Annotated in this window: 28 protein-coding genes; 17 read left to right on the top strand and 11 right to left on the bottom strand. The window is 66.0% G+C overall.

Annotated elements, in window-relative coordinates:
- The first annotated feature begins 2 nt into the window (after window positions 1-2).
- Together AC07YR_RS12010 and AC07YR_RS12005 are read left to right on the top strand one after the other, a co-directional pair.
- Entirely contained in the window at window positions 3-710 is a 708-nt protein-coding gene (locus AC07YR_RS12010; protein WP_494734059.1) for a PAS and ANTAR domain-containing protein, read from the top strand.
- Between the two features lie 13 nt (window positions 711-723).
- The gene (locus AC07YR_RS12005) at window positions 724-1,338 is read left to right on the top strand and encodes a TetR/AcrR family transcriptional regulator (protein WP_055802081.1); all 615 of its coding nucleotides are present in this window, start codon (window positions 724-726) and stop codon (window positions 1,336-1,338) included.
- Window positions 1,339-1,341: 3 nt separating this feature from the next.
- Here AC07YR_RS12005 and AC07YR_RS12000 read toward each other — a convergent pair whose 3' ends face one another.
- The 4 genes from AC07YR_RS12000 to AC07YR_RS11985 all read right to left on the bottom strand — a co-directional run bounded on the left by AC07YR_RS12000 (window position 1,342) and on the right by AC07YR_RS11985 (window position 5,488).
- Window positions 1,342-2,400: a bile acid:sodium symporter family protein gene (locus AC07YR_RS12000; RefSeq protein ID WP_494734058.1), complete on the bottom strand. Its 1,059-nt coding sequence runs from the start codon at window positions 2,398-2,400 to the stop codon at window positions 1,342-1,344.
- A gap of 122 nt (window positions 2,401-2,522) precedes the next feature.
- A complete protein-coding gene (locus AC07YR_RS11995) occupies window positions 2,523-2,717 on the bottom strand; it encodes a YegP family protein (protein WP_494734057.1) in 195 nt (64 codons plus the stop codon).
- A 155-nt stretch (window positions 2,718-2,872) separates the two neighbouring features.
- Complete coding sequence (locus AC07YR_RS11990) at window positions 2,873-4,375, bottom strand: SulP family inorganic anion transporter (RefSeq protein WP_494734056.1); 1,503 nt, start codon at window positions 4,373-4,375, stop codon at window positions 2,873-2,875.
- A gap of 6 nt (window positions 4,376-4,381) precedes the next feature.
- Window positions 4,382-5,488: a GTP pyrophosphokinase gene (locus tag AC07YR_RS11985; RefSeq protein ID WP_436056278.1), complete on the bottom strand. Its 1,107-nt coding sequence runs from the start codon at window positions 5,486-5,488 to the stop codon at window positions 4,382-4,384.
- Window positions 5,489-5,756: 268 nt separating this feature from the next.
- Between AC07YR_RS11985 and AC07YR_RS11980 the strand changes: the two genes are divergently transcribed.
- The 7 genes from AC07YR_RS11980 to AC07YR_RS11950 all read left to right on the top strand — a co-directional run bounded on the left by AC07YR_RS11980 (window position 5,757) and on the right by AC07YR_RS11950 (window position 12,868).
- Window positions 5,757-6,554 (top strand): alpha/beta hydrolase, encoded by a 798-nt coding sequence (locus AC07YR_RS11980; protein ID WP_494734081.1) that lies wholly within the window; start codon window positions 5,757-5,759, stop codon window positions 6,552-6,554.
- Between the two features lie 114 nt (window positions 6,555-6,668).
- Window positions 6,669-8,024, top strand: coding sequence for a Na+/H+ antiporter NhaA (gene nhaA, locus AC07YR_RS11975; RefSeq protein WP_494734055.1), 1,356 nt, complete (start codon window positions 6,669-6,671; stop codon window positions 8,022-8,024).
- A 101-nt stretch (window positions 8,025-8,125) separates the two neighbouring features.
- The gene (locus AC07YR_RS11970; protein ID WP_494734054.1) at window positions 8,126-9,490 is read left to right on the top strand and encodes an MBL fold metallo-hydrolase; all 1,365 of its coding nucleotides are present in this window, start codon (window positions 8,126-8,128) and stop codon (window positions 9,488-9,490) included.
- Window positions 9,491-9,529: 39 nt separating this feature from the next.
- Window positions 9,530-10,555, top strand: coding sequence for a carbohydrate kinase family protein (locus AC07YR_RS11965; RefSeq protein WP_494734053.1), 1,026 nt, complete (start codon window positions 9,530-9,532; stop codon window positions 10,553-10,555).
- A gap of 10 nt (window positions 10,556-10,565) precedes the next feature.
- Window positions 10,566-11,075: a YbhB/YbcL family Raf kinase inhibitor-like protein gene (locus tag AC07YR_RS11960; RefSeq protein ID WP_494734052.1), complete on the top strand. Its 510-nt coding sequence runs from the start codon at window positions 10,566-10,568 to the stop codon at window positions 11,073-11,075.
- A 178-nt stretch (window positions 11,076-11,253) separates the two neighbouring features.
- Complete coding sequence (locus AC07YR_RS11955) at window positions 11,254-12,072, top strand: HAD family hydrolase (RefSeq protein ID WP_436056283.1); 819 nt, start codon at window positions 11,254-11,256, stop codon at window positions 12,070-12,072.
- Between the two features lie 13 nt (window positions 12,073-12,085).
- The gene (locus AC07YR_RS11950; RefSeq protein ID WP_494734051.1) at window positions 12,086-12,868 is read left to right on the top strand and encodes a glycerophosphodiester phosphodiesterase family protein; all 783 of its coding nucleotides are present in this window, start codon (window positions 12,086-12,088) and stop codon (window positions 12,866-12,868) included.
- On the opposite strand, the gene AC07YR_RS11945 is transcribed toward AC07YR_RS11950, so the two are convergent.
- From AC07YR_RS11945 to AC07YR_RS11935, 3 genes are all read right to left on the bottom strand, one after another.
- Window positions 12,865-14,403, bottom strand: a complete 1,539-nt coding sequence (locus AC07YR_RS11945; protein ID WP_494734050.1) for a putative bifunctional diguanylate cyclase/phosphodiesterase — start codon at window positions 14,401-14,403, stop codon at window positions 12,865-12,867. The genes AC07YR_RS11950 and AC07YR_RS11945 overlap by 4 nt on opposite strands.
- On the bottom strand, window positions 14,393-14,731 hold the full coding sequence (locus AC07YR_RS11940) for a DUF7793 family protein (RefSeq protein ID WP_436056286.1): 339 nt from the start codon (window positions 14,729-14,731) through the stop codon (window positions 14,393-14,395). The genes AC07YR_RS11945 and AC07YR_RS11940 overlap by 11 nt, the downstream gene beginning before the upstream one ends.
- A 128-nt stretch (window positions 14,732-14,859) precedes the next feature.
- A complete protein-coding gene (locus tag AC07YR_RS11935; RefSeq protein WP_494734049.1) occupies window positions 14,860-15,888 on the bottom strand; it encodes a hypothetical protein in 1,029 nt (342 codons plus the stop codon).
- A 145-nt stretch (window positions 15,889-16,033) separates the two neighbouring features.
- On the opposite strand from AC07YR_RS11935, the gene AC07YR_RS11930 reads away from it, so the two are divergent.
- Window positions 16,034-16,189, top strand: coding sequence for a hypothetical protein (locus AC07YR_RS11930; protein ID WP_156037087.1), 156 nt, complete (start codon window positions 16,034-16,036; stop codon window positions 16,187-16,189).
- Between the two features lie 51 nt (window positions 16,190-16,240).
- Here the strand turns inward: AC07YR_RS11930 and AC07YR_RS11925 are convergent, their stop codons facing one another.
- Window positions 16,241-17,884, bottom strand: coding sequence for an ATP-binding protein (locus AC07YR_RS11925; protein ID WP_494734048.1), 1,644 nt, complete (start codon window positions 17,882-17,884; stop codon window positions 16,241-16,243).
- A gap of 94 nt (window positions 17,885-17,978) precedes the next feature.
- Here AC07YR_RS11925 and AC07YR_RS11920 point away from each other — a divergent pair, with 94 nt between their 5' ends.
- From AC07YR_RS11920 to AC07YR_RS11905, 4 genes are all read left to right on the top strand, one after another.
- Window positions 17,979-18,350: a DUF7793 family protein gene (locus AC07YR_RS11920; protein ID WP_436056289.1), complete on the top strand. Its 372-nt coding sequence runs from the start codon at window positions 17,979-17,981 to the stop codon at window positions 18,348-18,350.
- A gap of 52 nt (window positions 18,351-18,402) precedes the next feature.
- The gene (locus AC07YR_RS11915; protein ID WP_494734047.1) at window positions 18,403-19,224 is read left to right on the top strand and encodes a class I SAM-dependent methyltransferase; all 822 of its coding nucleotides are present in this window, start codon (window positions 18,403-18,405) and stop codon (window positions 19,222-19,224) included.
- A gap of 44 nt (window positions 19,225-19,268) precedes the next feature.
- Complete coding sequence (locus AC07YR_RS11910) at window positions 19,269-20,081, top strand: alpha/beta fold hydrolase (RefSeq protein ID WP_494734046.1); 813 nt, start codon at window positions 19,269-19,271, stop codon at window positions 20,079-20,081.
- Window positions 20,082-20,177: 96 nt separating this feature from the next.
- Complete coding sequence (locus AC07YR_RS11905; protein WP_436056292.1) at window positions 20,178-21,302, top strand: glycerate kinase; 1,125 nt, start codon at window positions 20,178-20,180, stop codon at window positions 21,300-21,302.
- A 9-nt stretch (window positions 21,303-21,311) separates the two neighbouring features.
- Here AC07YR_RS11905 and AC07YR_RS11900 read toward each other — a convergent pair whose 3' ends face one another.
- Together AC07YR_RS11900 and AC07YR_RS11895 are read right to left on the bottom strand one after the other, a co-directional pair.
- Window positions 21,312-21,974 carry a DUF6766 family protein gene (locus AC07YR_RS11900; RefSeq protein ID WP_494734045.1) on the bottom strand — a complete coding sequence of 221 codons (663 nt, stop codon included), beginning with the start codon at window positions 21,972-21,974 and terminating at the stop codon, window positions 21,312-21,314.
- Between the two features lie 48 nt (window positions 21,975-22,022).
- Complete coding sequence (locus AC07YR_RS11895) at window positions 22,023-22,514, bottom strand: DUF6328 family protein (RefSeq protein WP_494734044.1); 492 nt, start codon at window positions 22,512-22,514, stop codon at window positions 22,023-22,025.
- Window positions 22,515-22,717: 203 nt separating this feature from the next.
- On the opposite strand from AC07YR_RS11895, the gene AC07YR_RS11890 reads away from it, so the two are divergent.
- Both AC07YR_RS11890 and AC07YR_RS11885 read left to right on the top strand, forming a co-directional pair.
- Window positions 22,718-23,614, top strand: a complete 897-nt coding sequence (locus AC07YR_RS11890; RefSeq protein WP_494734043.1) for an SDR family oxidoreductase — start codon at window positions 22,718-22,720, stop codon at window positions 23,612-23,614.
- Between the two features lie 72 nt (window positions 23,615-23,686).
- Window positions 23,687-24,190 carry a hypothetical protein gene (locus tag AC07YR_RS11885; protein WP_436056296.1) on the top strand — a complete coding sequence of 168 codons (504 nt, stop codon included), beginning with the start codon at window positions 23,687-23,689 and terminating at the stop codon, window positions 24,188-24,190.
- Window positions 24,191-24,251: 61 nt separating this feature from the next.
- Here the strand turns inward: AC07YR_RS11885 and AC07YR_RS11880 are convergent, their stop codons facing one another.
- Window positions 24,252-25,607, bottom strand: coding sequence for a uracil-xanthine permease family protein (locus AC07YR_RS11880; protein WP_055802020.1), 1,356 nt, complete (start codon window positions 25,605-25,607; stop codon window positions 24,252-24,254).
- A 265-nt stretch (window positions 25,608-25,872) separates the two neighbouring features.
- Between AC07YR_RS11880 and AC07YR_RS11875 the strand changes: the two genes are divergently transcribed.
- Window positions 25,873-26,478, top strand: coding sequence for a malonic semialdehyde reductase (locus AC07YR_RS11875; protein ID WP_494734042.1), 606 nt, complete (start codon window positions 25,873-25,875; stop codon window positions 26,476-26,478).
- Window positions 26,479-26,659: the final 181 nt, after the last annotated feature.

Genomic DNA, 26,659 nt, shown 5'->3' with positions numbered 1-26,659 from the left:
CCATGGCCGCACGGAAAGTCCCGCAGGTGCACTCCGACGCCTTGGCGGCGGCGGATTGCATCGCCGGGACGTTCAGGTATGACGCGGCAACCGGCAGGCTCGACTGGTCCGAGGAGCTATACCTCATCCACGGCTACGGCCGCGGGGAGATTGTGCCCACTCTGGAACTTTTCCACTCGCACAAGCACCCGGACGACCGTAACCGCAGCCGGGAGATCTTCACGCAGGCCCGCAACGCGGGCGGCAAATTCTTCAGTTTCGACCGGCTGATCGACGCCCGCCTGCGGGAGCACAGGATCCTGACAACAGGGGAGGGCTTCCTCGACCAGGACGCCAGGCTGAGCCACATTGCCGGGTTCGTCGTCGACCTCACCCTGACGCTGCGGCGTGAGACGGAACAGTTCGCCCGGGCCGCCGTCTCGGCGGCCAATGCGAGCCGCAGCACCATCGAGCAGGCCAAGGGGATCCTGATGGGTGCCCTGCACCTCAGCGCGGAGGATGCCTTCAACCTGCTCGTCAGCCACAGCCAGCACAGCAATATCAAGCTGGCCAGGACTGCAGCTGACCTTGTGGACCTGTCCAACAACGCCAAGGACCCCGCACTCCTGGACAGTTTCATCCAGGCCCTTCACCGCGGACCTTTCCGCCGCCGGCCGGAAACGCTTGGCATCCGCGGACATCATGGGAGGCGCCAGCAGCGCTCCATGTAAAATTCCTTCTAAGATGACTGCCGAAGACGCCAACCGTTCCTCGTTGTTGCCCGCCCGGGCACTGGCGGGCCGCGATGACCCAGTGGACCGCATTCTTGCCACCGCTTATGAGCTGTTCTCCCGCCGCGGGATCCGCGATGTGGGGACCAATGAGCTCATCAGCCGTTCCGGCGTTGCCAAGGCCACGTTCTACCGGCATTTCCCGTCAAAAGACGCCCTGGTCCTGGCGTTCCTGGCGCTCCGTGACCAGGTGTGGACCGTGGACCTCATCGTCTCCGAAGCCCGGCGCCGCGGCAGCACCCCCGAGGAGCGGCTGCTCGCTGTTTTCGATGTCTTCGGCGACTGGTTCCACCGCGACGACTTCGAGGCGTGCACGTTCATCAACGTCCTGCTGGAGATGGGACCCGAGCATCCGCTGGGAAAAGCGAGCATCGGCTACCTCAGCCGGATCCGCGGCCACATCGAGGCCCTGGCCGAGGAAGCCGGGCTGAGCCGGACCGAGGAATTTGCGCGGTCCTGGCACATCCTGATGAAGGGCTCCATCATTTCAGCGACCGAGGGGGACTTCCTGGCGTCGAAGCGGGCCCAGCAGATGGCCGGCTGGCTGATCGAACACCACCGCAATTGACGCTTAGGCGTCCTGGGTGGCCGTGGCGGGGAGTGCTGCCGGCGGAACGGCAGTATCGTCGCGCAGCGGCCGGCGGGCCAGCCAGGCGGCCACGATCGCGCCCGAGATGTTGTGCCAGAGCGAGAACACCGCGGACGGCAGCGCGGCCAGCGGGCTGAAGTGTGCCGTTGCCAGCGTGGCGGCCAGTCCGGAGTTCTGCATCCCCACTTCAAAAGCCAGCGCGCGGCGGGCCTTGTCGTCCAAGCGGCCCAGCTTGCCGGCGAGGTATCCGAGTCCCAGGCCGAAACCGTTGTGCAGCACAACGGCAAGGAACACGATGCCGCCTGCGGCAACGATCTTGCTGGCGCTGCCGGCCACCACAATCGCCACAATCAGTGAAATCACGACGGCGGACGCCCACGGGAGTGCCGGCAGCACCTTCGCGACGAGCTTCTTGAGGAACAGCCGGGCCAGGAGTCCGGCAATGACGGGCAGGAGGACGGTCTTGACGATGTCCAGGACCATGGCGCCGGCGTCGATCTGCAGGAAGGACCCCGCCAGGAACAGGACCAGCAGGGGAGTGACGATCGGAGCGATCAGTGTGGAGACGGACGCGACGGCCACGGAGAGTGCCACATCGCCCTTGGCCAGGAAGGCCATCACGTTGGAGGCCGTTCCGGACGGTGCGCAGCCCACCAGGATGAGGCCCACGGCCAGTTCGGGCGGCAGGTTGAGTGCCACGGCAATCAGCCAGCCGGCACCCGGCATGATCACGTAGTGGGCCACGATGCCCAGCACTACGGCCCAGGGGCGCTTGACCACCGAGGCAAAGTCGGGCGGGGTGAGCGTCAGGCCCATGCAGAACATTATGATGCCCAGCAGGTACGGGACGCTGGGGCCCATGGGCTTGAAGGCGCCGGGCACCAGGAATCCGGCAATGCCTGCGGCGACTACCAGCAGCGGGAAGACCGTGACGGCGATACGGGCGATTTTCGCCTCGGCGGCCAGCGCCGGATTCAGCGGGGCGGCGTCGGCTTCGCTGCCAGCGGTGGTGTTTTCGTGGGTTTTTGTTGCCTCAAGCATCCAATAATGCTCACATCCGAACGCCTATTCCAGCCACTTCATGAACAGACGTCTGACATTTGTGTCGGATTCTGGGCTCGTTCGGGCTGACCGGCCACGCGCCGGGCGGTCTGTTGCGGCTGCTACTGCGACGGCGGGGTGCTGTAATCGGCGATATGCGCCGTGGCTGCGTGCTCGCGGATCTCAGTGACACCGGAAGCGGCCGCTGCGCTGTCCCGGTAGATTCCCGAGACCGCCAGGATGTTGCCTGTCCCGTTGACGAGCCGGATGCGGACGCCGCCCTGTTCCGCGGCGACGAGTTCGAATTTTCCTGCCATGCTGGACCTCCCCCAAGGTGGTGCGCCTGCACGGTAGCCGCAGGCTGCTCCCCTCCAACTGTAGATGACAATTCTTGTCACATGTATTAGACAACGATTTGTGTCGGCAGGACGGAGGGTCGGCCGCGTTGGGCGGCATGCCCGCCGAAACGCGGCTAGTTCGCGGCGTTCAGCTTCCCCGCGAGCCGTTCGCGCATCTGGGTGCTGGCGGAGTTGAGACCGATCAGCTCCACTTCCCTGCCGTGCCGGCGGTACTTCTCGGTGACGGCGTCCAGCACCGCGATGGTGGAGGCATCCCACAGGTGGGAGGCATGGAAATCGATGATGACGCGGTCCACCGTGGGTGCCGCATCGCGGGCATATTCGAACTGCGTGTAGAGATCGTTGGAGGAGGCGAAGAAGAGCTCCCCGTCCACCGTGTACGTGGCAACGGTGTCACCGTTGAGCTCGATCTCCGTCCGCTCCACGGTGGCGAAGTGGGCCACGCGCCTGGCGAACATGGCCATGGCCGCCAGTACGCCGACTCCCACCCCGATGGCCAGGTTGTGAGTGGCCACGACGGTGCCCACGGTGATGAGCATGACTGCTGTTTCGGACTTGGGCATCCGCTTGAGCGTCTTCGGGGCGATGGAGTGCCAGTCGAACGTGATGGCGGAGACGAAGATCATCACGGCCACGAGAGCGGCCATGGGGATCAGGCCCACGATGCCACCCAGCGTCACCACCAGGACCAGCAGGAACACGCCGGCCAGGAACGTAGAGACCCGGCTCCGGGCGCCGGAGCCCTTGACGTTGATCATGGTCTGGCCGATCACGGCGCAGCCGCCCATGCCGCCCAGGAAACCGGTGACGATGTTTGCCACGCCCTGGCCCCAGGACTCGCGGGTCTTGTTGGAACGGGTGTCAGTGATGTCGTCAACAAGCTTGGCCGTCATCAGCGATTCCAGCAGGCCCACCAGTGCCATGGACAGGGCGAAGGGCGCAAGGATCTGGAAGGTTTCCAGCGTCAGCGGCACATTGGGAATGAAGAGGGCGGGCAGGCTTTCGGGAAGCTGGCCCTTGTCCCGGACGGCCGGGACGTCGATGTTGGCCAGCACGGCAAACAGCGTGAGGGCCACGATGGCCACGAGCGGGGAGGGCACGGCCGTGGTCAGCCGCGGGAGCGCCACAACAATCACTAGTCCGACGGCCACCAGCGGATAGACCAGCCACGGAACGTTGATCAGCTCGGGCAGCTGTGCCATGAACACAAGGATGGCCAGTGCGTTCACGAACCCCACCATCACTGAACGCGGAATGAAGCGCATGAGCTTGGTGACGCCCAGGAGCGCCAGGAGGATCTGGAAGACGCCCGCCAGGATCACCCCTGCGATCAGGTAGTCCAGGCCGTGGCTCCGCATCAGCGGGGCGATCACCAGCGCAACCGCGCCGGTGGCTGCGGAGATCATGGCGGGCCTGCCGCCCACGAAAGCGATGGTGACAGCCATGGTGAAGGACGCGAACAGCCCGATCCGGGGATCCACGCCGGCGATGACGGAGAAGGCAATGGCCTCGGGGATGAGGGCCAGAGCCACCACCAGTCCGGCGAGGGCTTCGGTCTTGAGGCGGCGCGGGGATCGGAGCGTGGCCCGGACGGACTGGAGTTGTTCGGGCTTCATGTGTTCCTAGGGCTTGGTCTGGCGATAGCGCTCGATCTGCTTCAGTCTCCGCAGGAGGCTGTCGCGCCGGGGGTGCGGAACGACGTCGGGCGCCTCCGCGGTGAGGTCAATGTGTTTGGTGCCGTACTGCCACAGCAGCAGGTCATCCAGCAGCCGGTCCGGGCCGGGGGAGTATCTGTGGTCCAAGGCCTTGCGGACCTCGGTGATCCGGTTCGCGCTGAGCAGCTCTGCCAGCTGCATGGTCTGGTTGAGGCCGTGCGCCGCCATGAGTTCGGCTGCCCAGCCCCAGTCATCATCCACTTTACGGTCAACGTGCGGAAGCAGCGTCCGCCAGACGTCGCGGATCCGGTTCGGAGTGAGCTGGGCGGCGCCTTCACCGTCCGTGTCCCAGTAGCTGCGGACTTCTTCGTACCGTTCGTGCAGGTCCGCGAAGGCGCCTTCCACTGTTTCCAGCATGGCCGCGGTGGCGGTGAACTGGCGGTCGAAATGCGGGGTCCAGGCCCGGGGATCCTCGGCCTTGAAGCGGATGTCATGCTCGATCTCGCTCCAGGCGTGCGCAAAAACAGTGCGGATCTGGCATTCAAAGAAGTAGCTGCCGTTGGGCTGGATGTCCGGGTTGAATACCTGCTGGTACTCCTTCACCGCCTCGTTCTGGATGGTCCGCAGGATCAGGTGGCGGCTGGAGTAGCCGTAGGTGCCGGATTCGATGGAGCCGATGTCCTTTTCGCGGTCGCCGCGGCAGTCAAAGAGCTGGCGCTGGCGCTTGATCAGGTTGGCCACCACCGCATTCTCTGCAGGCAGCTTGGTGATGACGCGGACGCCCACCATGTCATTGAGCGTGCGGAACGGATCAGGGAACTTCAGCAGTGGCGCACCGCCGGGTTCCAGCGGCTCCTCCGTGCGGGAAATCTTCTCCTTGAAGGACTCCACTGTCTTGGTGCGGCCGGTGACGAACAGCGGCGTTACCTCGGTGTCCTTGAGCATGCTCCGGAGCGTCAGCAGGACTTCCCGCGTGACCAGCTTCAGGGCAGGGCGCACCCGTGCATAGAGCTCCACGTTTTCCTGCACGGACTCGCGCAGGCCTGCGTCCAGGCGGTCCCAGTTGGTAGCCATGTTTCCAGCTTACGGGCGGCCTGCGACACCCAGGGGGGTGACACCCCCCGGGCAGTGCGGTCCGTGGGCCCGCGGTGCACGCGGCGAACGGCGCCAGACGCCGCCGTCGAATGCGCTGGCGCAAGCTGTCTGCCTCCCAAGGTAGGCTCGGCACATGGCTGATGTGCGGCGTCGGACCCTGCTTTCCCGCGGGCTTCTTGGCGCCGCCGCAGCAGTGGCACTGGGGGCATTGTCCGCTTCCTGTTCGTCGGGCCAGAAGGAGGACGCAGTGAAGCGGCACAAGTACCAGTACGGCGATGACCCGAGTCAGTGGGGTGAGCTGTTCCTGCCGGACGCGGCTGTAACCCGCGGCGTGGTGGTGGTTATCCATGGCGGGTACTGGCGCTCGCAGTACGGCGCCGAGCTCGGCGAGCCGCTGGCCCGGGACCTTGCCATGCACGGAATGCCCGCCTGGAACCTGGAGTACCGGCGTGCCGGCAACGGCGGCGGCTGGCCGAACACCTTCGAAGATGTTCTGGCGGGAATCGACAAACTCAGGGACGTGGCGGCGATCCACGGACTTGGCCTGGAAAGAGTCGTGGCCCTGGGCCACTCGGCCGGCGGGCACCTGGCGGTCTGGGCTGCCGGCCGGACCCGGCTCGGGCAGCTGGGCGCGCCGGACGCCGACCGCCAGCTGAAGCGGAGGAACGACGACGACGGCGCCGTGCAGCTCACCGGGGTGGTCAGCCAGGCCGGCCTCCTGAACCTGGCCGATGCCGAAAAGCTGAACCTCAGCAACGGCGCAGTCAGCAACCTGCTGGGCGGTTCGTCAGCGAAGTATCCGAAGCGCCACAAGTACGTGGACCCCATGAGCGCTATTCCGTTGCGGGTCCCTGTTTACGCCGTCCACGGCAGCGACGACGACGACGTTCCCGCCAGCCAGTCCGTGTCCTACGCCGGCGCGGCGAAGGCTGCCGGCGGACCCGTTCAGCTGCTGAACGTCCCCGGAGACCATTTCGCATTGATTGACCCCAAGGCCCCGGCCTACCGGAAGTGCCGGGACCTGGTGCAGGAACTCCTGGGCTGAACATCTACCCGGCTTCTGTCCGCCCGGCGGCAGGGTCCGTCCCCTAGACTGGAGGAAGGTGCGCCGGGAAGTCTGGTCGGCATAGTCTTGTCGACTCAACGTTTAGGACGCTTCATGAGCCAAACACCTACGCCCGCACCTGACGCCAAACCGCGCTTCACCATCCTTGGCTACGGCAGCTACGCGGAATCGCTGCGCATTGGCGAGATCCTGCGCAAGGAAACAGTGGGCGGTGCACTCCTTGTGGCCGCTGCGGTCATCGCGCTGATCTGGGCGAATTCGCCGGTCTCTGACAGTTACTTCGCACTGCGGGATTTCCGGATCGGGTACGAGCCCTGGCACCTCGAGCTGAGCCTGGGCTCCTGGGCAGCCGACGGTCTGCTGGCCATCTTCTTCTTCCTGGTGGGCCTGGAACTCAAGCGGGAGTTCGTGGCCGGGGACCTGCGCCAGCTCAGCAAATCGATCGTGCCCGTGGCTGCCGCGGCCGGCGGCGTGATTGTCCCGGCCCTGATATATGCCGCCGTGAACATATACAGCCCGGAAACCCTGCGCGGCTGGGCCATCCCCACCGCAACGGACATCGCGTTCGCCGTGGCAGTGCTGGCGATCATCGGATCCCACCTGCCCAGTGCCCTGCGCATCTTCCTGCTCACCCTGGCGGTGGTGGACGACCTCATTGCCATCAGCATCATCGCGTTCTTCTATTCAAGAGACATCCAGGCCGCCCCGCTGCTGCTCGCACTCATCCCGCTGGCGCTCTACGCCTTCCTTGCCCAGAGGTACCGCCGCTTCTTCGGCGTCCACTTCATGGCAGCCTGGGGCATCCTCCTGCCGCTCGGCGTCGCCACCTGGGCCCTGGTGCACGCCTCCGGCATCCACGCCACGGTGGCCGGTGTGATGCTGGGGTTCGCCGTGCCGGTGCTCCGGTCCAAGGCCAGCGGTGGTCCTGACGCCGGCCCCGGCCTCGCGGAAATCTTCGAACACCGCTTCCGTCCCATCTCGGCCGGGGTGGCCGTTCCGGTCTTCGCCTTCTTCTCTGCCGGCGTGGCCGTCGGCGGCTGGGAAGGCCTGGGTTCGGCGCTGGCCGACCCCGTGGCCATCGGCATCATCATGGCCCTCGTCCTGGGCAAACCCCTCGGCATCATGGGCACCACGTGGATCCTTACCAAGGCCACCCGGGCGCGGCTGGACGGGTCCTTCAAATGGATCGACGTGTTTGGAGTTTCCCTCCTGGCCGGTATCGGCTTCACCGTGTCCCTGCTGGTCGCGGAACTCAGCTTCGGCCACGGCAGCCTGCACGATGATCACGCGAAGGTTGGCATCCTGGCGGCGTCGCTCCTCGCTGCAATACTGGCAGCCGTGGTGCTGCGGACCAGGAACCGCCAGTACCGTGAGGCGGAAGAACGCGAGAAGGTGGACTCGGATCGGGACGGCATCCCGGACGTCTACGAACACGGAAACCAGGCCTGACGGACCTCGTTGGCCTCTTGCTGCTTCATACCCCTAGGGGTATGGTTTGAGTACGGCCGGAAGCCACGCCAGAGGCAAATGCGGCCGTCGAGGAGGATGCCATGGATGTCATTATCATCGATACGCCGCCGCTGGGAGACCGGAGCTACCTGGTGCACGACGGCACGGTGGGCCTGGTGATCGATCCGCAACGGGACACGGACCGCGTGGAAGCCGCCGCGCGTGAAGCGGGCGTGACCATCACCCACGTCGCTGAAACCCACCTCCACAACGACTACGTCACCGGTGGCCTGGAGCTCGCCAGAACCCATGGTGCGAGGTACCTGGTCAACGCCGCGGACCAGGTCCAGTTCGAGCGCGAAGCCATCACCGACGGCCAGACCGTCCGCGTGGGATCCCTGACAGTCAGGGCCGTCGCCACTCCGGGACACACCCATAACCACTTGTCCTTCATCGTGGACGACGGCGACAAGCAGGCGGTGTTCTCCGGCGGCAGCCTGCTGTACGGCTCCGTCGGCCGGACAGACCTGGTCGCGGCGTCCGACACCGTGGGCCTGGCGCACGACCAGTACGCATCCGTACGCCGGCTCGTGGCCGAGGCGCGGCCCGATGCCGCACTGTTCCCCACCCACGGCTTCGGATCCTTCTGTTCGTCCGGTCCGGCCAGCAAGGCGCGCTCCTCCACTCTTGGTGAGCAGCTCGCTGCCAACCACGCCCTCATCGATCCGGACGAGGACCACTTCGTCCAGGAACTCATCGCCAACCTCTCCGCATATCCCTCGTACTACGCGCACATGGGCGCCCTGAACGCCAAGGGACCCGGTCCGGCGGACCTCGCCGTCCCGGAGTCAGTGGACCCCGCAGAGCTCACCCGCCGCCTGGAAGACGGCGAATGGGTGGTTGACCTTCGCCGCCGCGTGGCGTTCGCCAGCAACCATCTCAAGGGCAGCGTCAGCTTTGAATACGGCAGCGGCTCCAACTTCACCACCTACCTGGGCTGGGTCCTGCCCTGGGACGAGAAGCTCACCCTCGTGGGTTCCCGCGAGGACGTGGAAAAGGCCATCCGCGACCTCTCCCGCATCGGCATCGATTCGCCGGATGCCGCCGTCGGAACCGAACCGCAGGCGCTGGCGCCGGATGCCGCCGTCGCCTCCTACCCGCGGCTCGGCTGGGACGGCCTGCTGGCCGGCCGCGCGGATGGGGATACGGTCCTTGACGTGCGGCGGACGGACGAGTTTGCAGCGTCCCATGTGGCCGGTGCCGTCAACGTTCCCGTCCACCAGCTCCTGACCCGCCTGGACGAAGTGCCGGCGGGGCGGCTGTGGGTCCACTGCGGAACCGGCTACCGGGCCGGAGTGGCCGCCAGCCTTCTGCAGCGCGCGGGCAGGGACGTGATCTACCTGGATGCCAGGTTCGGCGACGCAGAGGCAGCCGGGGTGGCCCTGGACAACGCCCCGCCAGCGTAATCAGGAGCGCGCGCGTCCCTTCTCTGGCAGAGTATGACCATGCTCACAGTTATTGGCGAAGGCCTGGTCGACGTTGTCCAACGATCCTCGGGAATCGAGGCCCACGTGGGCGGCAGCCCGCTCAACGTGGCAGTGGGATTGGCGCGCCTGGACCACCCCGTGCAGTTCATCGGCAGGTTCGGGCGCGACGCCTACGGCGAGTCCGTGGCCGCCCACCTGAAATCCAGCTCGGTGATGGTCCCGCAGGGCCCGGATGCCCTGCCCACCAGCGTGGCCACCGCGTTGATCGACGACGACGGCGCCGCCACCTACACGTTCGACCTCGCCTGGGAACTTCCCGGCCTCGCGGACCGGCTGCCGTTGATGCTGCAGGGCACCACGTTGGTGCACACCGGCTCCATTGCCACCATGCTGGAGCCGGGGGCTGCCGAGGTGCTCGCCGCCGTCGAGCACGCGCACCCCTCCGCCACCATCAGCTTCGACCCCAACTGCCGCCCCAGCATCATCACCGATGTGGACTATGCCCGCCGGCAGGCGGAAAAGTTCGTCACCCTCGCGGACATCGTGAAGGCATCCGACGAGGACCTCGAATGGCTCTACCCCGGTGTGGACGTCCTGGAGTCGGCCCGGCGGTGGCTGTCCCTGGGCGGTCCCGAGGGGCCCGCCCTGGTGGTGGTGACCCGCGGCGCGGCCGGCCCGTGGGGAATCACCGCCGCCGGCGAAGCGGAGTTCCCCGCACCCAAGGTAGAGGTGGCGGACACGGTGGGCGCAGGCGATTCCTTCATGGCCGCGCTGATCTCCGGGCTGGTGGACCGCGGCCTGGACGGTGCCCAGAACCGCAAGGAGCTGCGTGAGCTACCGGCCGAGTCGCTCCGTGAACTGCTGGCCCATGCGGCGTGGGCAGCCGCCGTCACCGTGTCCCGGCCGGGGGCCAACCCGCCCACGAGGGCGGAACTCAACCACCTCGAGCTCGAAAGTCTGGAACGCGAGGCGGAGTCCGCCGTCGAACGGGACGCCGCGCTCGCCGGCGACGACCGCAGGAATGCCGATTCCGCCAGCAACTGAAAGGCAGCACATGTCCAGCCACCATTCCCCTTCCCTGCACGTCAGCAGCGAGTCCTTCCAGGACGGCCAAACCTTGCCGCCCGCCCAGCGCAGCGGCAAGATGCGCGCCGGGGGCAAGGACGAATCGCCGCAACTGAGCTGGAGCGGTGCGCCGGCGGCGACCAAGGGTTATGCGGTCACGATGTTCGATCCCGATGCCCCGGGCCGCGGCGGCTTCTGGCACTGGGCGGTGCTGGATCTCCCGGCAGGCGTCACGTCGCTTCCCGCCGGTGCCGGTGCCGAGGGCGGTGGGCACCTTCCGGCCGGTGCACTGCAGTTGAAGAACGACGGCGGTTTCCACGGCTACCTGGGCGCCGCGCCACCGCCCGGCCACGGCCCGCATCGGTACATCGTCACGGTCTACGCCCTCGATGTGGAGCACCTCGGTGTGGACTCCGGGGTCAGCCCGGGCAAGCTGGAATCCAGGCTGGCCCCGCACGTGCTGGGCCGCGGGACGCTCACGGGCATCTTCGAACGCTGAGCCCGGTCCACCCCGCCGCGCGAGATTGCCGCGCCGAGATCGCCGGAAACCTGCGAGATCGCCGGAAACTTACGGCGATCTGGCAGCATTCCGGCGAATTCGCGCTCCAGGATCCGGGGCGGACGGCCCTGAGCCCGCCCCGGAGGGGCCCGCCGCCGGGCCAACGTAGACTGGCTGTATGCGGCTGGTAGCAAGTGATATTGACGGAACGATCCTCGGGCATGATGGAAAGATCAGTGACCGGACCGTCCGCGCCTTCCACGCCTGCCGCGATGCCGGCGTCGAACTGGTGTTCGTGACCGGACGCCCGCCCCGCTGGCTGCACCCCCTGGAAGACCAGCTGGGGCACGCCGGAACCGTGATCTGCTCGAACGGTGCCGTGGTGTGGGACCTTGAGGAAGGCCGCCTGGTCTCCGCGCGGGCGCTCGCCCTGGAAGCGGTCTTCGAGGCGCGCCGCATCATCAAGCAGCTCCGGCCGTCCGCGCTGTTCGCCGCGGAAACGCTCACCGGCTTCCACCTGGAGCCGGGCTTCATCGAAAACGACTCCAGCGAACTCCTGACCGAATTCACCCCCGCTCCGCTGGCCAGCACACTCACCGCTGACGACGCCGTGGTGAAGTTCCTGGCCATCGTCCGCGAAGGCACGGCGGACGACTTCCTTGCCGAAGTGTCGCCCGCAGTCGCCCACCTCGCCTCCGCCACCCACTCGGCACCCACCGTGGCCATGCTGGAACTTGCCCTCCCGGGTGTCAACAAGGCGGTGACCCTCGCGGAATACGCCGCCACCCTGGGGATTGACGCAGCGGACGTGGTGGCGTTCGGGGACATGCCCAACGACATCGAGATGCTGCGCTGGGCCGGGGACGGCTACGCGATGGCCAGCGGCCACCCGGAGGCCATCCGTGCCGCGGGGCAGCAGGCGCCGCATTTCGACGACGACGGCGTGGCCCAGATCCTCGAAGCCAAACTGGCCGAATTTGGCGTGAAGCGCGTCTAGGCAGGCGCCTGGAATGACTGAGCCCCAGCCTTTCTTCACCGCCGGAAGCGCGTCCGCGCGGATCGCGATGGCGCACCGCGGGTTCTCGCCGGACGGGCTGGAAAATTCGATGGCGGCGTTCCGCGCGGCCGTCGAACTCGGCTACCGGTACCTGGAAATGGACGTCCACACCACTGCCGACGGCGTGCTGCTGGTGTTCCATGACCCCGCACTCGACCGTGTCACGGACGGACAGGGACGCATTTCCAGGCTCCCTGCCGGGACAGTGGCCCAGGCGAGGATCGGGGGCCTGGAACCCATCCCGCTGTTCGAGGAAATGGTGCGGGCCTTCCCCGGCGTCCGGCTGAACCTGGACGTCAAGGACTGGAACTCCGTCCCCGGGCTTGCGGCCGCGATTGAGAAGTACGGCGTTCACGACCAGGTACTGATTACGAGTTTCTCGGACCGCCGCCGCCGGGCGGTCCTTCGGCGGTTAAGCCGGCCGGTCGCGGCGTCGGCCGGCGTCGTGTCCAACGCGATCTTCACAATGCTGGGGCCGGTGCTTCCGGCGCCGGTCATCCGACGGGTGGTGAGGGGCATCCACGCGCTGCAGGTTCCGGTCAGCTATGGTGCCGTCCGGGTGGTGACACCGGCGTTTGTCCGCCGCGCCCACCGGCACGGCCTCCAGGTCCATGTGTGGACCATCAACGATCCCGCGGAGATGCACCGGCTCCTGGACCTTGGTGTTGACGGCATCGTGACGGACCGGGCCGATCTCCTCAAGACAGTGCTCCAGGACCGGGGGCAGTGGGACTAGCTGCCGTGGTGCGAAGCCCGCTGCGCTTCCAGCACCGCTGCGAATTCGTCCGCAGGAACCGGCCGGCCGAAGTAATACCCTTGGGCGCTGACGCACCCGATGCTGGCCAGGTGCTGGGCCTGTTCCGCCGTCTCCACCCCTTCCCAGACTGCTTCGAGGCCGCACGCCCGGATCAGCTGGAGAATGGCGGCGATCAGGTCCGGCTGGGCCGGGTCCGTTCCGAGGTCCTTCAGCAGCGAGCGGTCCACTTTGACCTTGTCCACCGGAAGCTTGCGCAGGTAGCTGATGGAGGAATAGCCCGTACCGAAGTCATCGATTTCCAGCCCTACCCCCAGCTTCCGCAGGCTGCTCAGGGAGTACCGGTCCAGCTCATTGCCGCTGACAATCGCGCCCTCGGTCAGCTCCAGCACGAGCAGCTCCGGGCTGATTCCGGCCCCGCTGAGGGCATCCCGGACCTCTTCGATGAACTCGAGGCGCTGAAGGTCGGTCGGTGAGATGTTGATCCGCATGGAGAAGTCGTCCCCGGCGCGGCCCTCGGCCCGCCAGTCCTGTAGCTGCCTGACGGCAGTGCGGAGCACCCAGCCGCCCAGCTCGGAAATGAGTCCGGCATCTTCAGCGAGGGGAATGAACTCGTCCGGCATCACCATGCCGCGGGAAGGATGCTGCCAGCGGACCAAGGCTTCCGCACCCTCGATCCGCCCGGACGCCAGCGCGACCACAGGCTGGTAGAAAAGCACCAGCTCTGACTCGGAAATGGCCGTCCGAAGGTCATCGATAAGCTGGCTCCGCAATTGGCGCGCGTGCAGCATGGCCGGTTCGAATACTTTGAGCCTGTTGCGCCCGCCGGCCTTGGAAGCGTACATAGCCACGTCGGCTTCCATGAGTAGCTGTTCCGCGCTTTGTCCGGCTCCGCCGATGCACAGCCCCATGCTGGCCCCGCACTGGACGGAGTCGTTCTCGAGCTCCACCTGGCTGTCCAGGGCAGCGAGGATGCGGTTACCCACGCTCGCGGCGCGGGCGAGGGTGGTGGCGGGCATCAGGACGGCGAATTCGTCACCGCCCAGGCGGGCCACCGTGTCAGTGTCCCGGACTGATCCCTTGATCCGCTCCCCGACGGCGGTCAGAACCTGATCCCCGGCAGCGTGGCCGAGGGAGTCGTTGATGCCTTTGAAGGCGTCAAGGTCCAGCAACAGGACGGCGGGCGGAAGGTCGCCCCGCTCAGCCTCCGCCAGGGTGTCGTTGAGGGCACTGACCAGGGCCGCACGGTTCGCCAGGCCGGTCAGCGAGTCCGTCAGCGCCATCTTCTGCATTTCCAGGTGCGCTTCGTTGAGCAGCCGGGTGCGCAGTTCCACCCGCTGCTCCAGCTCCTGGTACATGATCTGCAGGTCTTCGGCCAGGAGGTTGGTGCCCATGATGACGGCATCCAGCTCATCCCTGGCGGGGGATACTTCGATCCGGGAGTGAAGCTCCCCTGCGGCAAGGCGGACGATTCCGTCCAGCAGCTTGCCCAGGCGCGGGTCGCCCTCAGTGAACATGGGCGTTTTCCTTCAACCACTTGAGGGCCTCGGGCTCGGACGTGAAGTAACTGGCAGGCCCGGACTTAAAGTCGCCGCCAAGGATGAAATGCGCCAGGATCCGGTCCACCGGAGTCCGTCCGAGCAGCGCCCAGGCGGCCACTGTGCTCACATTGCTGAACACCGCCCTCGCCGCCCTGCTCACGGACGCAACGCCTGTCACATCCAGGAGTACGGCCAGCGGAGAACCCGAGTGCGGGCGTTGAAGGCCGGCAGCCAGCACGCGCGCTGAATGCTCATCCAAGTGTTCGTCCCGGGGAAGCACGATCCTGACAATTTGCTCTTGCATCAATCCAAGCGGCTTAGACATTAATCCCCCGAACATGTGAGAGGAGCCGTTTGGCCTCCCTTGCGCCACTCAGCCTTCCACGAGGCTCTGAGACTAAAAATACACTGTCCTTCGCCGTCCGGGGTGCGTTAGCTTACACCTGCTGCAAACGCGCGAACCTGGGCGCTCCGTTCGGAGGCGGCCGCATCGTCAAAGAGTTCGGCTGCATCAGCCAAGCGTTGGAGTGCTTCCTCGTGGTCACCGTTGGCAAGGAGCGATTTGCCCAGCAGGAAAGAGGCCTCTCCCGCTGTTTGGGTGGCCAGGATTCCTGCTTCGGTGCACAGCGGCCGGAGCATGTTGATTGCCGTTGCCATATCGCCGGTCAGGAAATGCCAGTGCGCGCGCACAAACGACATTTCCAGGAGGTCGCGGTCACTTCCGCCGACCACTTCGGTGGCGAGCTCGGCCCGCTCGATGCAGCGAAGGGTTGCGGGGTCGGTGAGCTCGGCCTCGAGGCGCATCACCGCCGACGCGCGGTTGAACCTGGCCCAGAGGTCCACGTCCTTCGACGGTGACAGGCTCTCTGCGGCCATGTCGTGGTAGCGGCCGCCGTCCTTCACCCGGCCGGTGAGGAACGCGACGTTTCCTATCACCCAGTAGGCCTTCCCGGCAGTGTCCTCGTCCACGAGGTCCGTCAGCAGGCCCTCCAGCAGGAGGCACTGGTCCCACGCCTCATCCAGCCGGCGACTTTCTGCGAGGGCGGCGATGAGCGCACGCTGGGCCTGGATGTGGAGGTAGACGTACTCGGGGTTGCCGGCAACGAGATCGGCGGCGGAGGTGGCTGCGGCGACGGCGTCGGGTAGCCGCCCCAGCCCCTGTTGCGACAGCGCCAGCAGGACGAAGGCCCGTGCTCCCAGGGCCGGTTCCGCAGTGGAGAGCGGGTGGCTGGCCAGGTACGTGATCAGTTCCATGCACTCGTGGATCTGACCCAGGTCCTTGAGGCATTCAGCCTGGAAGAGCGTCATGTTCCACCAGGCGGTCTGGTCCCCCTCCAGCAGAGCGAGCTCCGCTGCTCTGCGCGCCTCGTCCCGCGCCCTTGAGTACTCGCGGCTTTTCCAGCTTTCGCGGGCCTGCAGCTCCGCAACCACATGCGGCAACAATTTCCGGGGAATCGGCATTTTCCAATTATCCCCCGGAAAGGTTCTACATCGACCACCCGAGTCATAATTTTGCTGGTGTTACCAGAGTTAAATATTGATCTTGTGACCGTATACTGACGCTCGTAATGAGTTTTTGCGCCCAATTGATTGAAAGGACCCGCGGATGAAGAAAATAGCCGCTACATTCTTGCTCACCGGCGTCCTGGCTGTCGCAGGTTTCGCTGCGCCCGCCACGGCCGCTCCCAAGTCGGATACCACCGTCAGCACGTCAAGCAAGGCGCCCACCACGCAGGCACACATCGGCTGGTGGCCAGACTAAGCTCCATGCGCCAAGGCTGCCCCCGGATCTCAAATCCGGGGGCAGTTCCGTTTAAGGCCCGGAAACGGGCAGTTTCACGGTGATCGTGGTGCCCTCGCCCAGCTGCGAACTGACCGCCACGTCCCCCCGATGCGCCTTGACGATGTCGTACGCAATGGCGAGCCCCAGGCCGCTGCCGGGGACGGCGGCTGACGTCGCGTTGGATGCACGGAAGAAGCGGGTGAAAAGATGCGGGATTTCTTCCTCCGGGATTCCAACCCCAGTATCACGCACGTGGACATTAATGCCGGACTCTCCGTCCGTCATTGCTTCGAGGCGGCAGCTAACAACAATCCCGCCTCCGCGAGGCGTGAATTTGATGGCATTTGAAACAAGGTTCGTAAACACCTGCTCCAGCTGAACTTCATCGGCGATTATCTCTGAATCGCCGTCGCAGAGCTCCAGCGAGATGGAAACGTCGCCCAACTCAGCCAGCGGGCGCAGCGCCACTGTCACGATTTGGAGAGTGTGTCCCAGCTGGACGGGCCCCAGATGGAGGTTGGCGCCGTCGTAATCCTGACGAGAAACAGTGAGCATATCCTCGATCAGGCGCCGCAGCCGCTCTGAGTTCCTGACAATGATGTCCAGCATCCTCTCCACTTCCGCGGGCACCGGCCCTCCCACGCCGTCCTGGATCATGTCCAGGTAAGCGGAGATGGACGTCAGCGGAGTACGGAGCTCGTGGTTGACGGTGGCAAGGAAATCGGTCTTCGCCTGGTCTAGCTGCCGCAGCTGCTTGACCACACGCTGCTGGGCGCTCATCAAATGGCTTTGGATGAGCCCGTACGCGACGTTTCCGGCCACGTGCTGGATCAGTGAAATTTCGGTTCGCGTCCAGACCCGCGGCTCGTCCAGCTGCGCAATCCAGATGACGCCGAGCGATGACTTGCCCTCACCCACAGGAACGAAGGCGGAGGCCCAGGGGCCCATATGCTCAGACCATGCCGCCAGCTCCTGGTCCTCGGGGGACCATTCGTGCAACCGGTGGTCCTCCACGGTGAGCACTTCCGCCTCTGACCACAGCCGGTCCGCAACGCGGTGCGCGGACGATTCCTGGATTCCCAGTCCGTCCGCCACCGGGGCAAGGCCAGGCCGGTGCCATTGGGCAGCTATCCGCGGGACGCGGTCGTCGTCGAAAGTAGTGAACAGGACGCGGTCGGCGCCGAACGTCTCCCCGAATCCTGTCACCAGATAATCCGAAATCAGGAGGGGATCATGGGTGGCGCGAACGGCAGAGGACACCCCGCGGAGCTTTTCGCGCAGCCGTTCAGCGCTTTGCCGCGCATCGGAGCGCTGCGCAGCGCGGCTGACCAAGACGTCCGCCCGGTGGGCAAGTTCGGCGGGGGCGGGGGGTTTCGCGATGTAGTCCGCCATGGGGAGCGACCGCACGCTCTCCGCCGCGGACTCGTCGTCCAGATCGATCAGGAGAAGGAGCGGTGCATCCACCGGAGGGCCGGCAAGCGAGTGATCCGCGACGACGATGCTGGGATGGTGCCCGTCCAGCAGCCCGGCCAGGCTTTCGTGGCTGGAGGCCGTGGAGACCTCGAACCCTGCGGCCGCTAAAACGGCCGCTGTAGCGGACAAGCGCCCGCTGTCCGGATCGGCCACGATAGCCGTGCGTGGTACAAGTGATTTCTGCGCCGCCTGGATTACCACGCTGCCCCCTTCGGTCCCCGGTTGACTACATTGTAGGGTGACTTAGGTCGCACGCATTCCTTGCGGGCTTACCCTGGCGGGAGGAAGGGTGGATATGTCCGGAAATCGCGAGATGGGCACGGAAGCGGGACTGACGCTGGGAGCCGACGGAGTGCTCCGGCTGACGTGGCCGCGCGGCGCCGTGATCACAGCCGAGGACGCGGAGCGCGCCATGCTCAGGGTGAACCAGTTGTGTGGCGACGAACGGCATCCCATGCTGGTTGACATGGCCACCACCGCCGATGTGAGCCGGGGCGCACGCGCCGTTTTTGGCCGCCCGTGCCAGGCCTCCCGGATCGCCTTGCTGGGGGCCTCGCCGGTTGACCGCGTCCTGGCCAATTTCTTTTTGGGAATCAATGCCGTGCCGTGTCCCACGAAGTTCTTCACCTCCGAGCGGGACGCCATCACGTGGCTGTCTGTGACCTGATTTCCGTGCCTGACTAGCCGGGCATCAACGGTGGTGCCCTTATATTTGGACCATGCTCGCCGCCCTAAAGAAATACCTGATGATCCCCAGGCTTGTGCGGTTGTCCGCCGGCGCACCGCGGGACCACCATATTGCCTGGGACCGGTTTTGGTCCTCCGTGAAAAGCACAGGGGCCACCGGCGACGTGCTGTGGGACTCCGGCAGCGACCACGAGATGCAGGGTTACGTGGACAGGCTGCACCTGCACCTGGACCCCGGGCTGCCGGTGGTGGACATCGGCTGCGGCAACGGCAGCTTCACCCGGCAACTGGCCGCTCATTTCCCGCACGCCATGGGTGTTGATGTCTCCGCCCATGCAGTACGGCGGGCGGTCAGCGAGTCGTCCGGGCTGGCGAACGTTTCGTACGTCGTCCGTGACATGACAGCTCCCGACGCCGGCGGCGGACTCGGGGAAGAGCTTCGGCTGCTTGGCGGGGGAGGCCGCGCTGGCGCAGGGGCGAATGTCTTTATCCGGGGCGTATTGCACGTCCTGGGAGAACGTGACCGGCAGGCCCTGGCCGAAAACGTTCGTGCCATCACGGGAATGAACGGGCGCGTTTTCCTGGCCGAAACCGACTTCCAGGGAAACGCCGTCGAGTATGTGTCCCACCTCGGAGCAACGCTCCGGTCCATCCCGTCGCCTCTCGAAGGAGCCATCCGCGGGCTGCCCATGCCGGGGCGCTTCGGTCCGAAGGAGCGGAGCCTGGCCTTCCCCGCGGGCCGCTGGGAGCTGATCGAGGACGGTCCCACGACGATCGAGACGATGCCCTTGTCCGACCCGACGCGGGCTGACCTCATCCCCGGCTACTTTGCGGTGCTGCGGGCAAGGAATTAGGAGCCTTTCCCTGAATCCGCGCCGCGGGAAGCTATTCTCGACGGATGAAGGGGACCGAAGCAACAGTCGTCGAGGCCGGAGGGCTCCGTGGACGGATGCACGCCTCGCGCGCCACGCCCAGCGGCCTGCCGGGCGCCGCCGCGGAGGCCCCCACCATCGTCCTCATTCACGGGATCGGCGTCTCCCACCGGTACCTTGCACGGCTGCACCACGTCCTGGCCAGGACCGCGGACACGATTTCGATCGACCTTCCCGGCTTTGGATCCGCACCCCGCCCGGAACGCCTGCTTACCGTTGCGGACCACGGGGCGTTTATCCACGAGGTGCTGGATCAGGCGGGAGTAGGGCCGCGCATCCTCGTGGGCCATTCCATGGGCGCACAGTTCGTTCTGGAAGCGGCCCTTCAGCGCCCCGGCCAGGTGCCGCATGTTGTGCTGATGGGACCCGTGGTGGACGTCCGGCGCCGCACAGTGCTCCGCCAGATGCTTGCGCTGGCCAGGGATGCGATCCGCTATGAAACATTGGGGTCCAATGCCGTGGTCTTCAGCGATTACCTGCGCTGCGGCCCGGGCTGGTACCTCAAGCAACTGCGGGTCATGATGAACTACAGGACCGAGGACCGGATTCGCGGGCTGGGGGCGCCCGTACTGGTCCTCCGCGGGGCCTCGGACCCCATCGCGACAGGGGAGTGGTGCCGGATCCTTGCCCGCCGCGCTCCGGCCGGCAGGCTGGTGGAGGTGCCCGGCTGCGGACATGTGGTCCAGTACACCGGCACGGCCCAGGTCGCTGACGCCATCAGTGGTTTCGCCGGGCTCCCGGATTCCGGCGCCGCGGAACAGACCCGGAAGCGCCGCTAGGCCCGTCGCGGCCGCCCATCGGGGTCAGTGCTCCAATAGTCCCGGTTCATTACACGCAGGCAAGCGCTTTCCTGCGGATGCTGGCAGGATAGACCCATGCGCATTCTCATCGCTCCGGACAAGTTCAAAGGGTCACTGACTGCCGCGGAAGCTGCCAGTGCCATCGCCGAGGGGGCGCTGCGCGTCTATCCGGACGCGGTCGCCACGCAGTTTCCCGTTGCCGACGGCGGAGAAGGCACCCTTGAAGCCGCCGTTGCCGCCGGCTACGAGGAACGGCTGAACGCCGTCGTCGGTCCCATCCTGGCGCCCATTGGTGCGGCCTGGGCTCTCCGCAAGGATGCTTTCGGCGGTGCCACCGCCGTGATTGAAACGGCCCAGGCCTCGGGGCTGGCGCACATGGAGCCGACGCCGGCCAACGCGCTGCGCGCGCACAGCTACGGCTGCGGCCAGCTGATCGCTGCCGCGCTGGACGCCGGGGCTACCGAAATCGTACTGGGCGTGGGAGGCTCTGCCATGACCGACGGCGGCAGCGGCGCCCTGCGCGCACTGGGCCTGAAGCCGCTGGACGCCAGCGGAAACGTGGTTCCGCTGGGCGGCGGTTCCCTTGGGGACGTTGTCGGTGTTGACGTTTCCGGCCTGGACCCGCGGCTGGCTGCCGTGAAGTTCCGGATCGCCGTGGACGTTCAGAACCCGCTGTTCGGAAGCGACGGAGCGGCTCACGTCTTCGGTCCGCAGAAGGGTGCCGACGCGGACGCCGTGGAGCTGCTGGATGCGGGGCTCCGCAACTGGGCGTCCGTTCTGCGGCAGTCCACGGGGCGCGACGTCAACGTTCCCGGAGCGGGCGCGGCTGGCGGGTTCCCGGCGTCGTTCCTGGCTTTCAGCAATGCCGCTCTCGAAGGCGGCTTTGCCTTGGTGGCGGGCCTCACGGGCCTGGCGGTCCAGCTGGCCGAGGCGGACCTGGTGATCACCGGCGAGGGATCCATGGATTCGCAGTCGCTGGAGGGCAAGGCGCCCATTGCGCTGGCCGATGCAGCGCGCGAGCGGGGCATCCCGGTGATTGTGGTGGCCGGCCGAATCCTGGTCACGCCGGAGGACCTGGCGAGGCACGGCGTGGTGGCCGCTGCGCAGCTGCTGGACGTCGCGTCCAGCCCGGAAGACGCCGTCGCCAATGCCGCCAAGTACCTCACGTGGGCCACCAGCCAGGTCCTTGAGGGGGCCTGACTCGGGCCGCTAAGCCCCGGTCTCGTAATGCGGTTCGGCCACGGGTTTGGACTCGGGTGAGCCCCGTTCGCGCAGGTAGACGGACGCACCAACCAGCACGGCGACCGCAAGGAATTCGCTCTGCCAGTTCTGGAACGACTCGAACCAGAACCGGCTGGTGCCGAGGTAGCCGAGCAGCGTCACGCCCGGCTGCCCGTGGCTTTGTTGTTCCTGGCTGTACTCCTCGCTGCCGCCTACCGCATGGAGGGTGAAAGATGCGAGGAACAGAAACAGGAACATGATGGAGAGGGAGTGCTCATAGAGCTTGAGGACCCAGCCGCCGCGCCGTACGGGCCACGGCGTGGCGGCCTTCATGGCTGCCTCACGCGGATCCTGGTCCTGCGGCGCTACCTTTCCCATCGGCTTCGATTCCGAGGAGCCTTTTTGGAAAAGGAAAACCGTCAGGATGACATACATGCCCATCTGCAGGAACTCCGATTCCCAGTTCTCGAAGGTGGCTTCGAGGAACGCCCCGGTGGCGAGGTAGCCCGCAATGCCTACGGCCGGTTGGCCGTGGGCGAGCTGGTCTTCGCTGTAGTCGCTGGCTCCGCTGATCACCATTCCGCCGAAAAACACCGCGAATAGCCCGATGTTGGCCAGCATCAGCCCGTGTTCCTTAACCCACTTCTTCATGGTGCCTTCCGATTTTGACTGGCGAACTTCGCTGGGAAAGACGTTGTCCTATCCACGCCTGGCCCGTTTGTTGAGCTGGATCGGGACGATGACCAGCAGGATCAGCAGGACTGCCAGCAGCAATCCGCCTGCCGTGAGGCCCGCGTTGCGTCCGGCGGTTACGTCGAAAACCAGGGCTGAGGTTCCCGCACTCAGGAGTGCCACCCCGCCGAGGGCAACCTTCGTGATGCTGTCCGCGCTCGAAACGAGGGTGGATTTCAGCCGTTGCCGGAACAACCTGCGGTGGACGCTGACAGGCAGGAGGATCAGCGCGGTGGTCAGGGCAGCCAGCACCACGTTGGTCAGGTAGAGGCCCACCTGGAAGGCGTCGAGGTCCTCGAACCGGGACTGGAAGGGAAGCGTGAGTAGGAAACCGGCAAGGATCTGGACTCCGGTTTGTAACACGCGCAGTTCCTGGATGAGCTCCATCCAGTTACGGTCCATCTGCTGCTCGACCGTTTCGTTTCTACCGTTGCCCGGCGTCACCTCCGGGTCAGACAATTGCCCACCTCCGGTCGCCGCGAGCGGCCGCGAATGGCCGCAACTATGTCTCAACCTAGGCTTGAAGATGCCCATTATCAAGCACTACTAAGTTTGCTGACTAATTTTGCCAAAACCGTGGACTTGCCTTGTGCGCTGGGATAGTTTCGAAGAGCCGGCCACGCACCGGAGGCAGTACAAACTCAGACGTTAGCGAGGTGGACATGACCGACGAAAAGCAGGACCACCAGCCGCAGGACCCCAGGGCGGGCTACCATGACGGGCCGTTCCCCGAGCAAGTCCAGAAGCAGCCGGGGCTCACGGCGCCCATGGAGCCGCAGCCGGACCACGGCGAGGAAAGCTACGAGGGAAACAACGCGCTCCCGGGCAAGGCAGCGCTCATCACCGGGGGAGACTCCGGCATCGGAAGGGCAGTGGCCATTGCCTTCGCCCGCGAGGGGGCCGACGTCGCCATCTCGTACCTTCCCGAAGAGGAAACCGACGCCCAGGATACCGCCGCGTGGATCCGGAAGGCCGGTCAACGGGCCCTGTTGCTGCCGGGCGACGGCCGCAGTGAAGAGTTCAGCACCAGGATCGTGGCGGACACGCTCGCGGAGTTCGGGCGCTTGGACGTGGTGGTGTTGAACGCCGCCTACCAAAAGAACCGCGACAGCTTTGAGGCGCTGCCCACCGATGAATTCGACCGTGTGTTCAAGACGAACCTGTATTCCCTGCTCTGGACGGCAAGGGCCGCGGTGCCCCATCTCAAGGCAGGCGCCTCCATCATCACCACTGCCTCCATCCAGGCCTTCAATCCTTCACCGGAACTCATCGACTACGCCATGACGAAGGGCGCCCAAGTGGCGTTCACCAAGGCGCTGGCCCAGGAGCTCGGGCCCAAGGGCATCCGGGTCAATGCCGTGGCTCCGGGCCCCATCTGGACGCCGCTCATTCCAGCCACGGAATGGCCCGAAAAGCTGCCGACGTTCGGTCAGGACACTCCTCTCGGGCGCGCGGGACAGCCTGCAGAACTCGCGGCCGCCTACGTCCTGCTCGCCTCGGACTCCGGCTCCTACATTTCCGGGGCCGTGCTTCCGGTGACAGGCGGCAAGGGGCTCTGAGCCCCGCCCGGACTTGCATCCAGGTCCGCGTATCCAGCTAACCAACCAGCCCTACCACCCAGGAGGAATGACATGACGCAGGAGAACCAAGGAACACCCATTGAGGAAGAGGGCGGGTACGGTACGCCCACGGTCGAGCAGGAAATGGGTGGCGCTGACACGAAGAAGTTCGCCCAGCCACGTGAGGAAGAGGCGTTCGACGCGGCGGGCCTGAGCCAGGACAGCCCGGACGGCGAAACCTACCCTGCCGGGGCGCCTGACCTTAGCCAGTTCGGCGAAGAAGACCAGGACAGCGCAGGCGAACCCGGAGCGGGTCGTTTCGGAGGAACGGAGGATCAGTTGCACGCAGAGAGCGAAAGTACGGACCCCGGCTTTGAGCCGGCCGAAAGCGATGCCGCGGTACCGTCCGCGGAGGCGGAAATGGACGAATCCAACACGGAGGATCCGGACGCCGGACGGCCCTTCTCGTCAGAACCGAAGCAGGACGCTGCCGGGATCCCCGATGGCAGTGGCACGGACCTGCCGGACAGCAAGGCCCCCAAGGACCGCGAGGACGATACGTTCGACGCCGGATAAACCCGGCGCTGGTTAACAGCCCGTGCGGGCGGCTGCCGAGGCGGCCGCCCGTCAGTGCCGCCTAAGGCCGCTTTTTCGGAGTCCGCTTGGCGGCGGCGTTGATCGCGGCCTTGACTGCAGGGGGCAGGCCGGCCTGTTCGGTCTCCGGTTCAGCGACGCTGCCGCGGGCCTTCGCGATCGCTTTCATGCCGTGGTAGATCACCAGTGCGGCGGCGGAGCCCAGGGCGATGCCGGTGAACGTCAGTTCGCCGATGGTCCAGGTGTAGTCGGCGATGCCGATGATCAGTGCCACCGCCGCGGTGGTCAAATTGACCGGGTTGGAGAAGTTGACCTTGTTCTGGACCCAGATCTTGACGCCCAGGATGCCGATCATGCCGTAAAGCATGGTGGCAGCGCCGCCCAGCACGCCCGCGGGAACCGTGGCAATCAGTTCGCCGAACTTGGGGGAGAAGCTGAGGATGATGGCGAAGGTGCCAGCCACCCAGTAGGCTGCCGTCGAGTAGACCTTCGTGGCCGCCATCACGCCGATGTTTTCGGCATACGTGGTGGTTCCGGAACCGCCGCCGAAGCCGGCCAGTACGGTGGCGGCGCCGTCGGCCATCAGGGCGCGGCCGGAGACGCCGTCGAGGTTCTGGCCCGTCATGGCGGACACGGATTTCACGTGGCCGATGTTCTCGGCAACCAGCACCAGCACCACGGGAACGAAGAGACCCACCACGCCCAGGTGGAATTCGGGGGTCTGGAAGTGCGGCAGCCCCACCCACGCGGCGGCGTCCATCTTGCTGTAGTTCACTTCGCCGCGGAGCATGGCCACAAAGTATCCCACCACTACGCCCACCAGGATGCTGAGGCGGCCGAGGATGCCCTTGAATAGCACGCTCACCAGGATGATGGTGGCCAGGGTAATCACCGCGGTGACGGGGGCGGCGTCGAAGTTGTGCTTCGCGGCCGGGGCGAGGTTCAGTCCGATCAGGGCTACGATGGCGCCCGTGACGATCGGCGGCATGAGCCGGTTGATCCAGCCGGCCCCGAATTTCTGGACCACGGCGCCGATGACGGCCAGGCCCGCGCCGGCGAGCACGACCCCGCCCAGGGCCCCGGGAATTCCGAACTGCTGCTGGGAGGCCATGATCGGGGCAATGAACGCAAAGCTCGAACCGAGGTAGCTGGGCACCCTGCCCTGGGTGATCACCAGGAAGAGCAGGGTTCCGATGCCGGAGAAGAACAGTGTGGTGGCCGGCGGCATGCCCGTGATGATGGGCACCAGGAAAGTCGCACCGAACATGGCCACGACGTGCTGCATTCCCACCCCGATGGTCAGCGGCCAGGTCAGCCGTTCGCCGGGGGCCACCACCTCGCCCGGGCGGACCGACTTACCGTTGCCGTGGAGCTTCCATTTGGTACCAAGCATGCTCATGGCCGGGAGCCTTTCAAAGGAGTATGTGTCGGGAGCGGGGAAGGAATCTTCCGGAGCAACATTACCGCGCAGGCCCCGCAATTCGCCCCGCAATTCGCACGGCCGTGCGTCCGGCCGCTGTGGAGCCCTGCCGCTCGGCAGCCCGCCACTGTGGGGAAGGTCACGCGGGGTCACGGGAAGAGGAACGATTCGCTTGAAGTTGCAACTATGGATAGCAGAACCGCCGGCCGCCTTCGGGTGAGCAGGCCCAGCGAAAGGTATGCAGATGACAATTGCCCATGAAGAAGCAGTGATCGACGCAGCCGCAGTGGACGCGATTTTCGCCGAAGCCCGTACGGCCAACGCATTCACCGGAGAGGTCACGGATGAGCAGGCCCGCGCCATCTACGAGCTGACCAAGTTCGGCCCGACGGCGTTCAATTCCCAGCCGCTGCGCGTGACCTACGTCCGCTCCGACGAGGCCCGCGCACAGCTCGTGGACACCCTGGCCAACGGCAACAAGGCCAAGACGGCGTCCGCGCCGCTCGTCGCCATCCTCAGCTACGACACCGACTGGGCCGGACAGTGGGACAACTTCCTCCCCGGCTACAACGCCCCCAAGGCCATGTACGACGCCTCCCCGGATCTCGCCGCCAGCACGGGCAACAACAACGCCCACATGCAGGCCGGATACTTCATCCTTGCGGTCCGCTCGCTCGGTTTGGCTGCCGGCCCCATGACCGGTGCCGACTTCTCCGCCATTGATGCGGCATTCTTCCCGGCCGGGGACCAGAAGAGCTTCCTGGTGGTCAACATTGGCCAGCCCGGGCCCGACGCCTGGGGCGAAGCCAAGCCGAAGTTCGCCTACGAGGATGTAGTCCGCACCGTCTAGGTCCGTACTGTCCCCGGGTGCAGCACGCCGGACACGAAGACGCGCCCTGACACGCAGAGAGGCCCCCGGCACGATGGGGGACACGCCGGAGGCACTCTAGACACATTTTTGCAGTTGAATGCACGGCATGTGTCCTGGGCCACTTCCCATTTTAGTCGAAATCGCCACGCTGGCTACTGTG

Source organism: Arthrobacter sp. GW460-12-1-14-TSB2 (assembly GCF_059423525.1).
This window is presented reverse-complemented; position numbering and strand designations above follow the sequence as displayed.

Excerpts from the sequence above, each read along its gene's own strand:
- AC07YR_RS12010 (WP_494734059.1), top strand. The coding sequence starts at position 3 with ATGGCCGCACGGAAAGTCCCGCAGGTGCACTCCGACGCCTTGGCGGCG.
- AC07YR_RS12005 (WP_055802081.1), top strand. The coding sequence starts at position 724 with ATGACTGCCGAAGACGCCAACCGTTCCTCGTTGTTGCCCGCCCGGGCA.
- AC07YR_RS12000 (WP_494734058.1), bottom strand. The coding sequence starts at position 2,400 with ATGCTTGAGGCAACAAAAACCCACGAAAACACCACCGCTGGCAGCGAA.
- AC07YR_RS11995 (WP_494734057.1), bottom strand. The coding sequence starts at position 2,717 with ATGGCAGGAAAATTCGAACTCGTCGCCGCGGAACAGGGCGGCGTCCGC.
- AC07YR_RS11990 (WP_494734056.1), bottom strand. The coding sequence starts at position 4,375 with ATGAAGCCCGAACAACTCCAGTCCGTCCGGGCCACGCTCCGATCCCCG.
- AC07YR_RS11985 (WP_436056278.1), bottom strand. The coding sequence starts at position 5,488 with ATGGCTACCAACTGGGACCGCCTGGACGCAGGCCTGCGCGAGTCCGTG.
- nhaA (WP_494734055.1), top strand. The coding sequence starts at position 6,669 with ATGAGCCAAACACCTACGCCCGCACCTGACGCCAAACCGCGCTTCACC.
- AC07YR_RS11970 (WP_494734054.1), top strand. The coding sequence starts at position 8,126 with ATGGATGTCATTATCATCGATACGCCGCCGCTGGGAGACCGGAGCTAC.
- AC07YR_RS11965 (WP_494734053.1), top strand. The coding sequence starts at position 9,530 with ATGCTCACAGTTATTGGCGAAGGCCTGGTCGACGTTGTCCAACGATCC.
- AC07YR_RS11960 (WP_494734052.1), top strand. The coding sequence starts at position 10,566 with ATGTCCAGCCACCATTCCCCTTCCCTGCACGTCAGCAGCGAGTCCTTC.
- AC07YR_RS11955 (WP_436056283.1), top strand. The coding sequence starts at position 11,254 with ATGCGGCTGGTAGCAAGTGATATTGACGGAACGATCCTCGGGCATGAT.
- AC07YR_RS11950 (WP_494734051.1), top strand. The coding sequence starts at position 12,086 with ATGACTGAGCCCCAGCCTTTCTTCACCGCCGGAAGCGCGTCCGCGCGG.
- AC07YR_RS11945 (WP_494734050.1), bottom strand. The coding sequence starts at position 14,403 with ATGTTCACTGAGGGCGACCCGCGCCTGGGCAAGCTGCTGGACGGAATC.
- AC07YR_RS11940 (WP_436056286.1), bottom strand. The coding sequence starts at position 14,731 with ATGCAAGAGCAAATTGTCAGGATCGTGCTTCCCCGGGACGAACACTTG.
- AC07YR_RS11935 (WP_494734049.1), bottom strand. The coding sequence starts at position 15,888 with ATGCCGATTCCCCGGAAATTGTTGCCGCATGTGGTTGCGGAGCTGCAG.
- AC07YR_RS11930 (WP_156037087.1), top strand. The coding sequence starts at position 16,034 with ATGAAGAAAATAGCCGCTACATTCTTGCTCACCGGCGTCCTGGCTGTC.
- AC07YR_RS11920 (WP_436056289.1), top strand. The coding sequence starts at position 17,979 with ATGTCCGGAAATCGCGAGATGGGCACGGAAGCGGGACTGACGCTGGGA.
- AC07YR_RS11915 (WP_494734047.1), top strand. The coding sequence starts at position 18,403 with ATGCTCGCCGCCCTAAAGAAATACCTGATGATCCCCAGGCTTGTGCGG.
- AC07YR_RS11910 (WP_494734046.1), top strand. The coding sequence starts at position 19,269 with ATGAAGGGGACCGAAGCAACAGTCGTCGAGGCCGGAGGGCTCCGTGGA.
- AC07YR_RS11905 (WP_436056292.1), top strand. The coding sequence starts at position 20,178 with ATGCGCATTCTCATCGCTCCGGACAAGTTCAAAGGGTCACTGACTGCC.
- AC07YR_RS11900 (WP_494734045.1), bottom strand. The coding sequence starts at position 21,974 with ATGAAGAAGTGGGTTAAGGAACACGGGCTGATGCTGGCCAACATCGGG.
- AC07YR_RS11890 (WP_494734043.1), top strand. The coding sequence starts at position 22,718 with ATGACCGACGAAAAGCAGGACCACCAGCCGCAGGACCCCAGGGCGGGC.
- AC07YR_RS11885 (WP_436056296.1), top strand. The coding sequence starts at position 23,687 with ATGACGCAGGAGAACCAAGGAACACCCATTGAGGAAGAGGGCGGGTAC.
- AC07YR_RS11880 (WP_055802020.1), bottom strand. The coding sequence starts at position 25,607 with ATGAGCATGCTTGGTACCAAATGGAAGCTCCACGGCAACGGTAAGTCG.
- AC07YR_RS11875 (WP_494734042.1), top strand. The coding sequence starts at position 25,873 with ATGACAATTGCCCATGAAGAAGCAGTGATCGACGCAGCCGCAGTGGAC.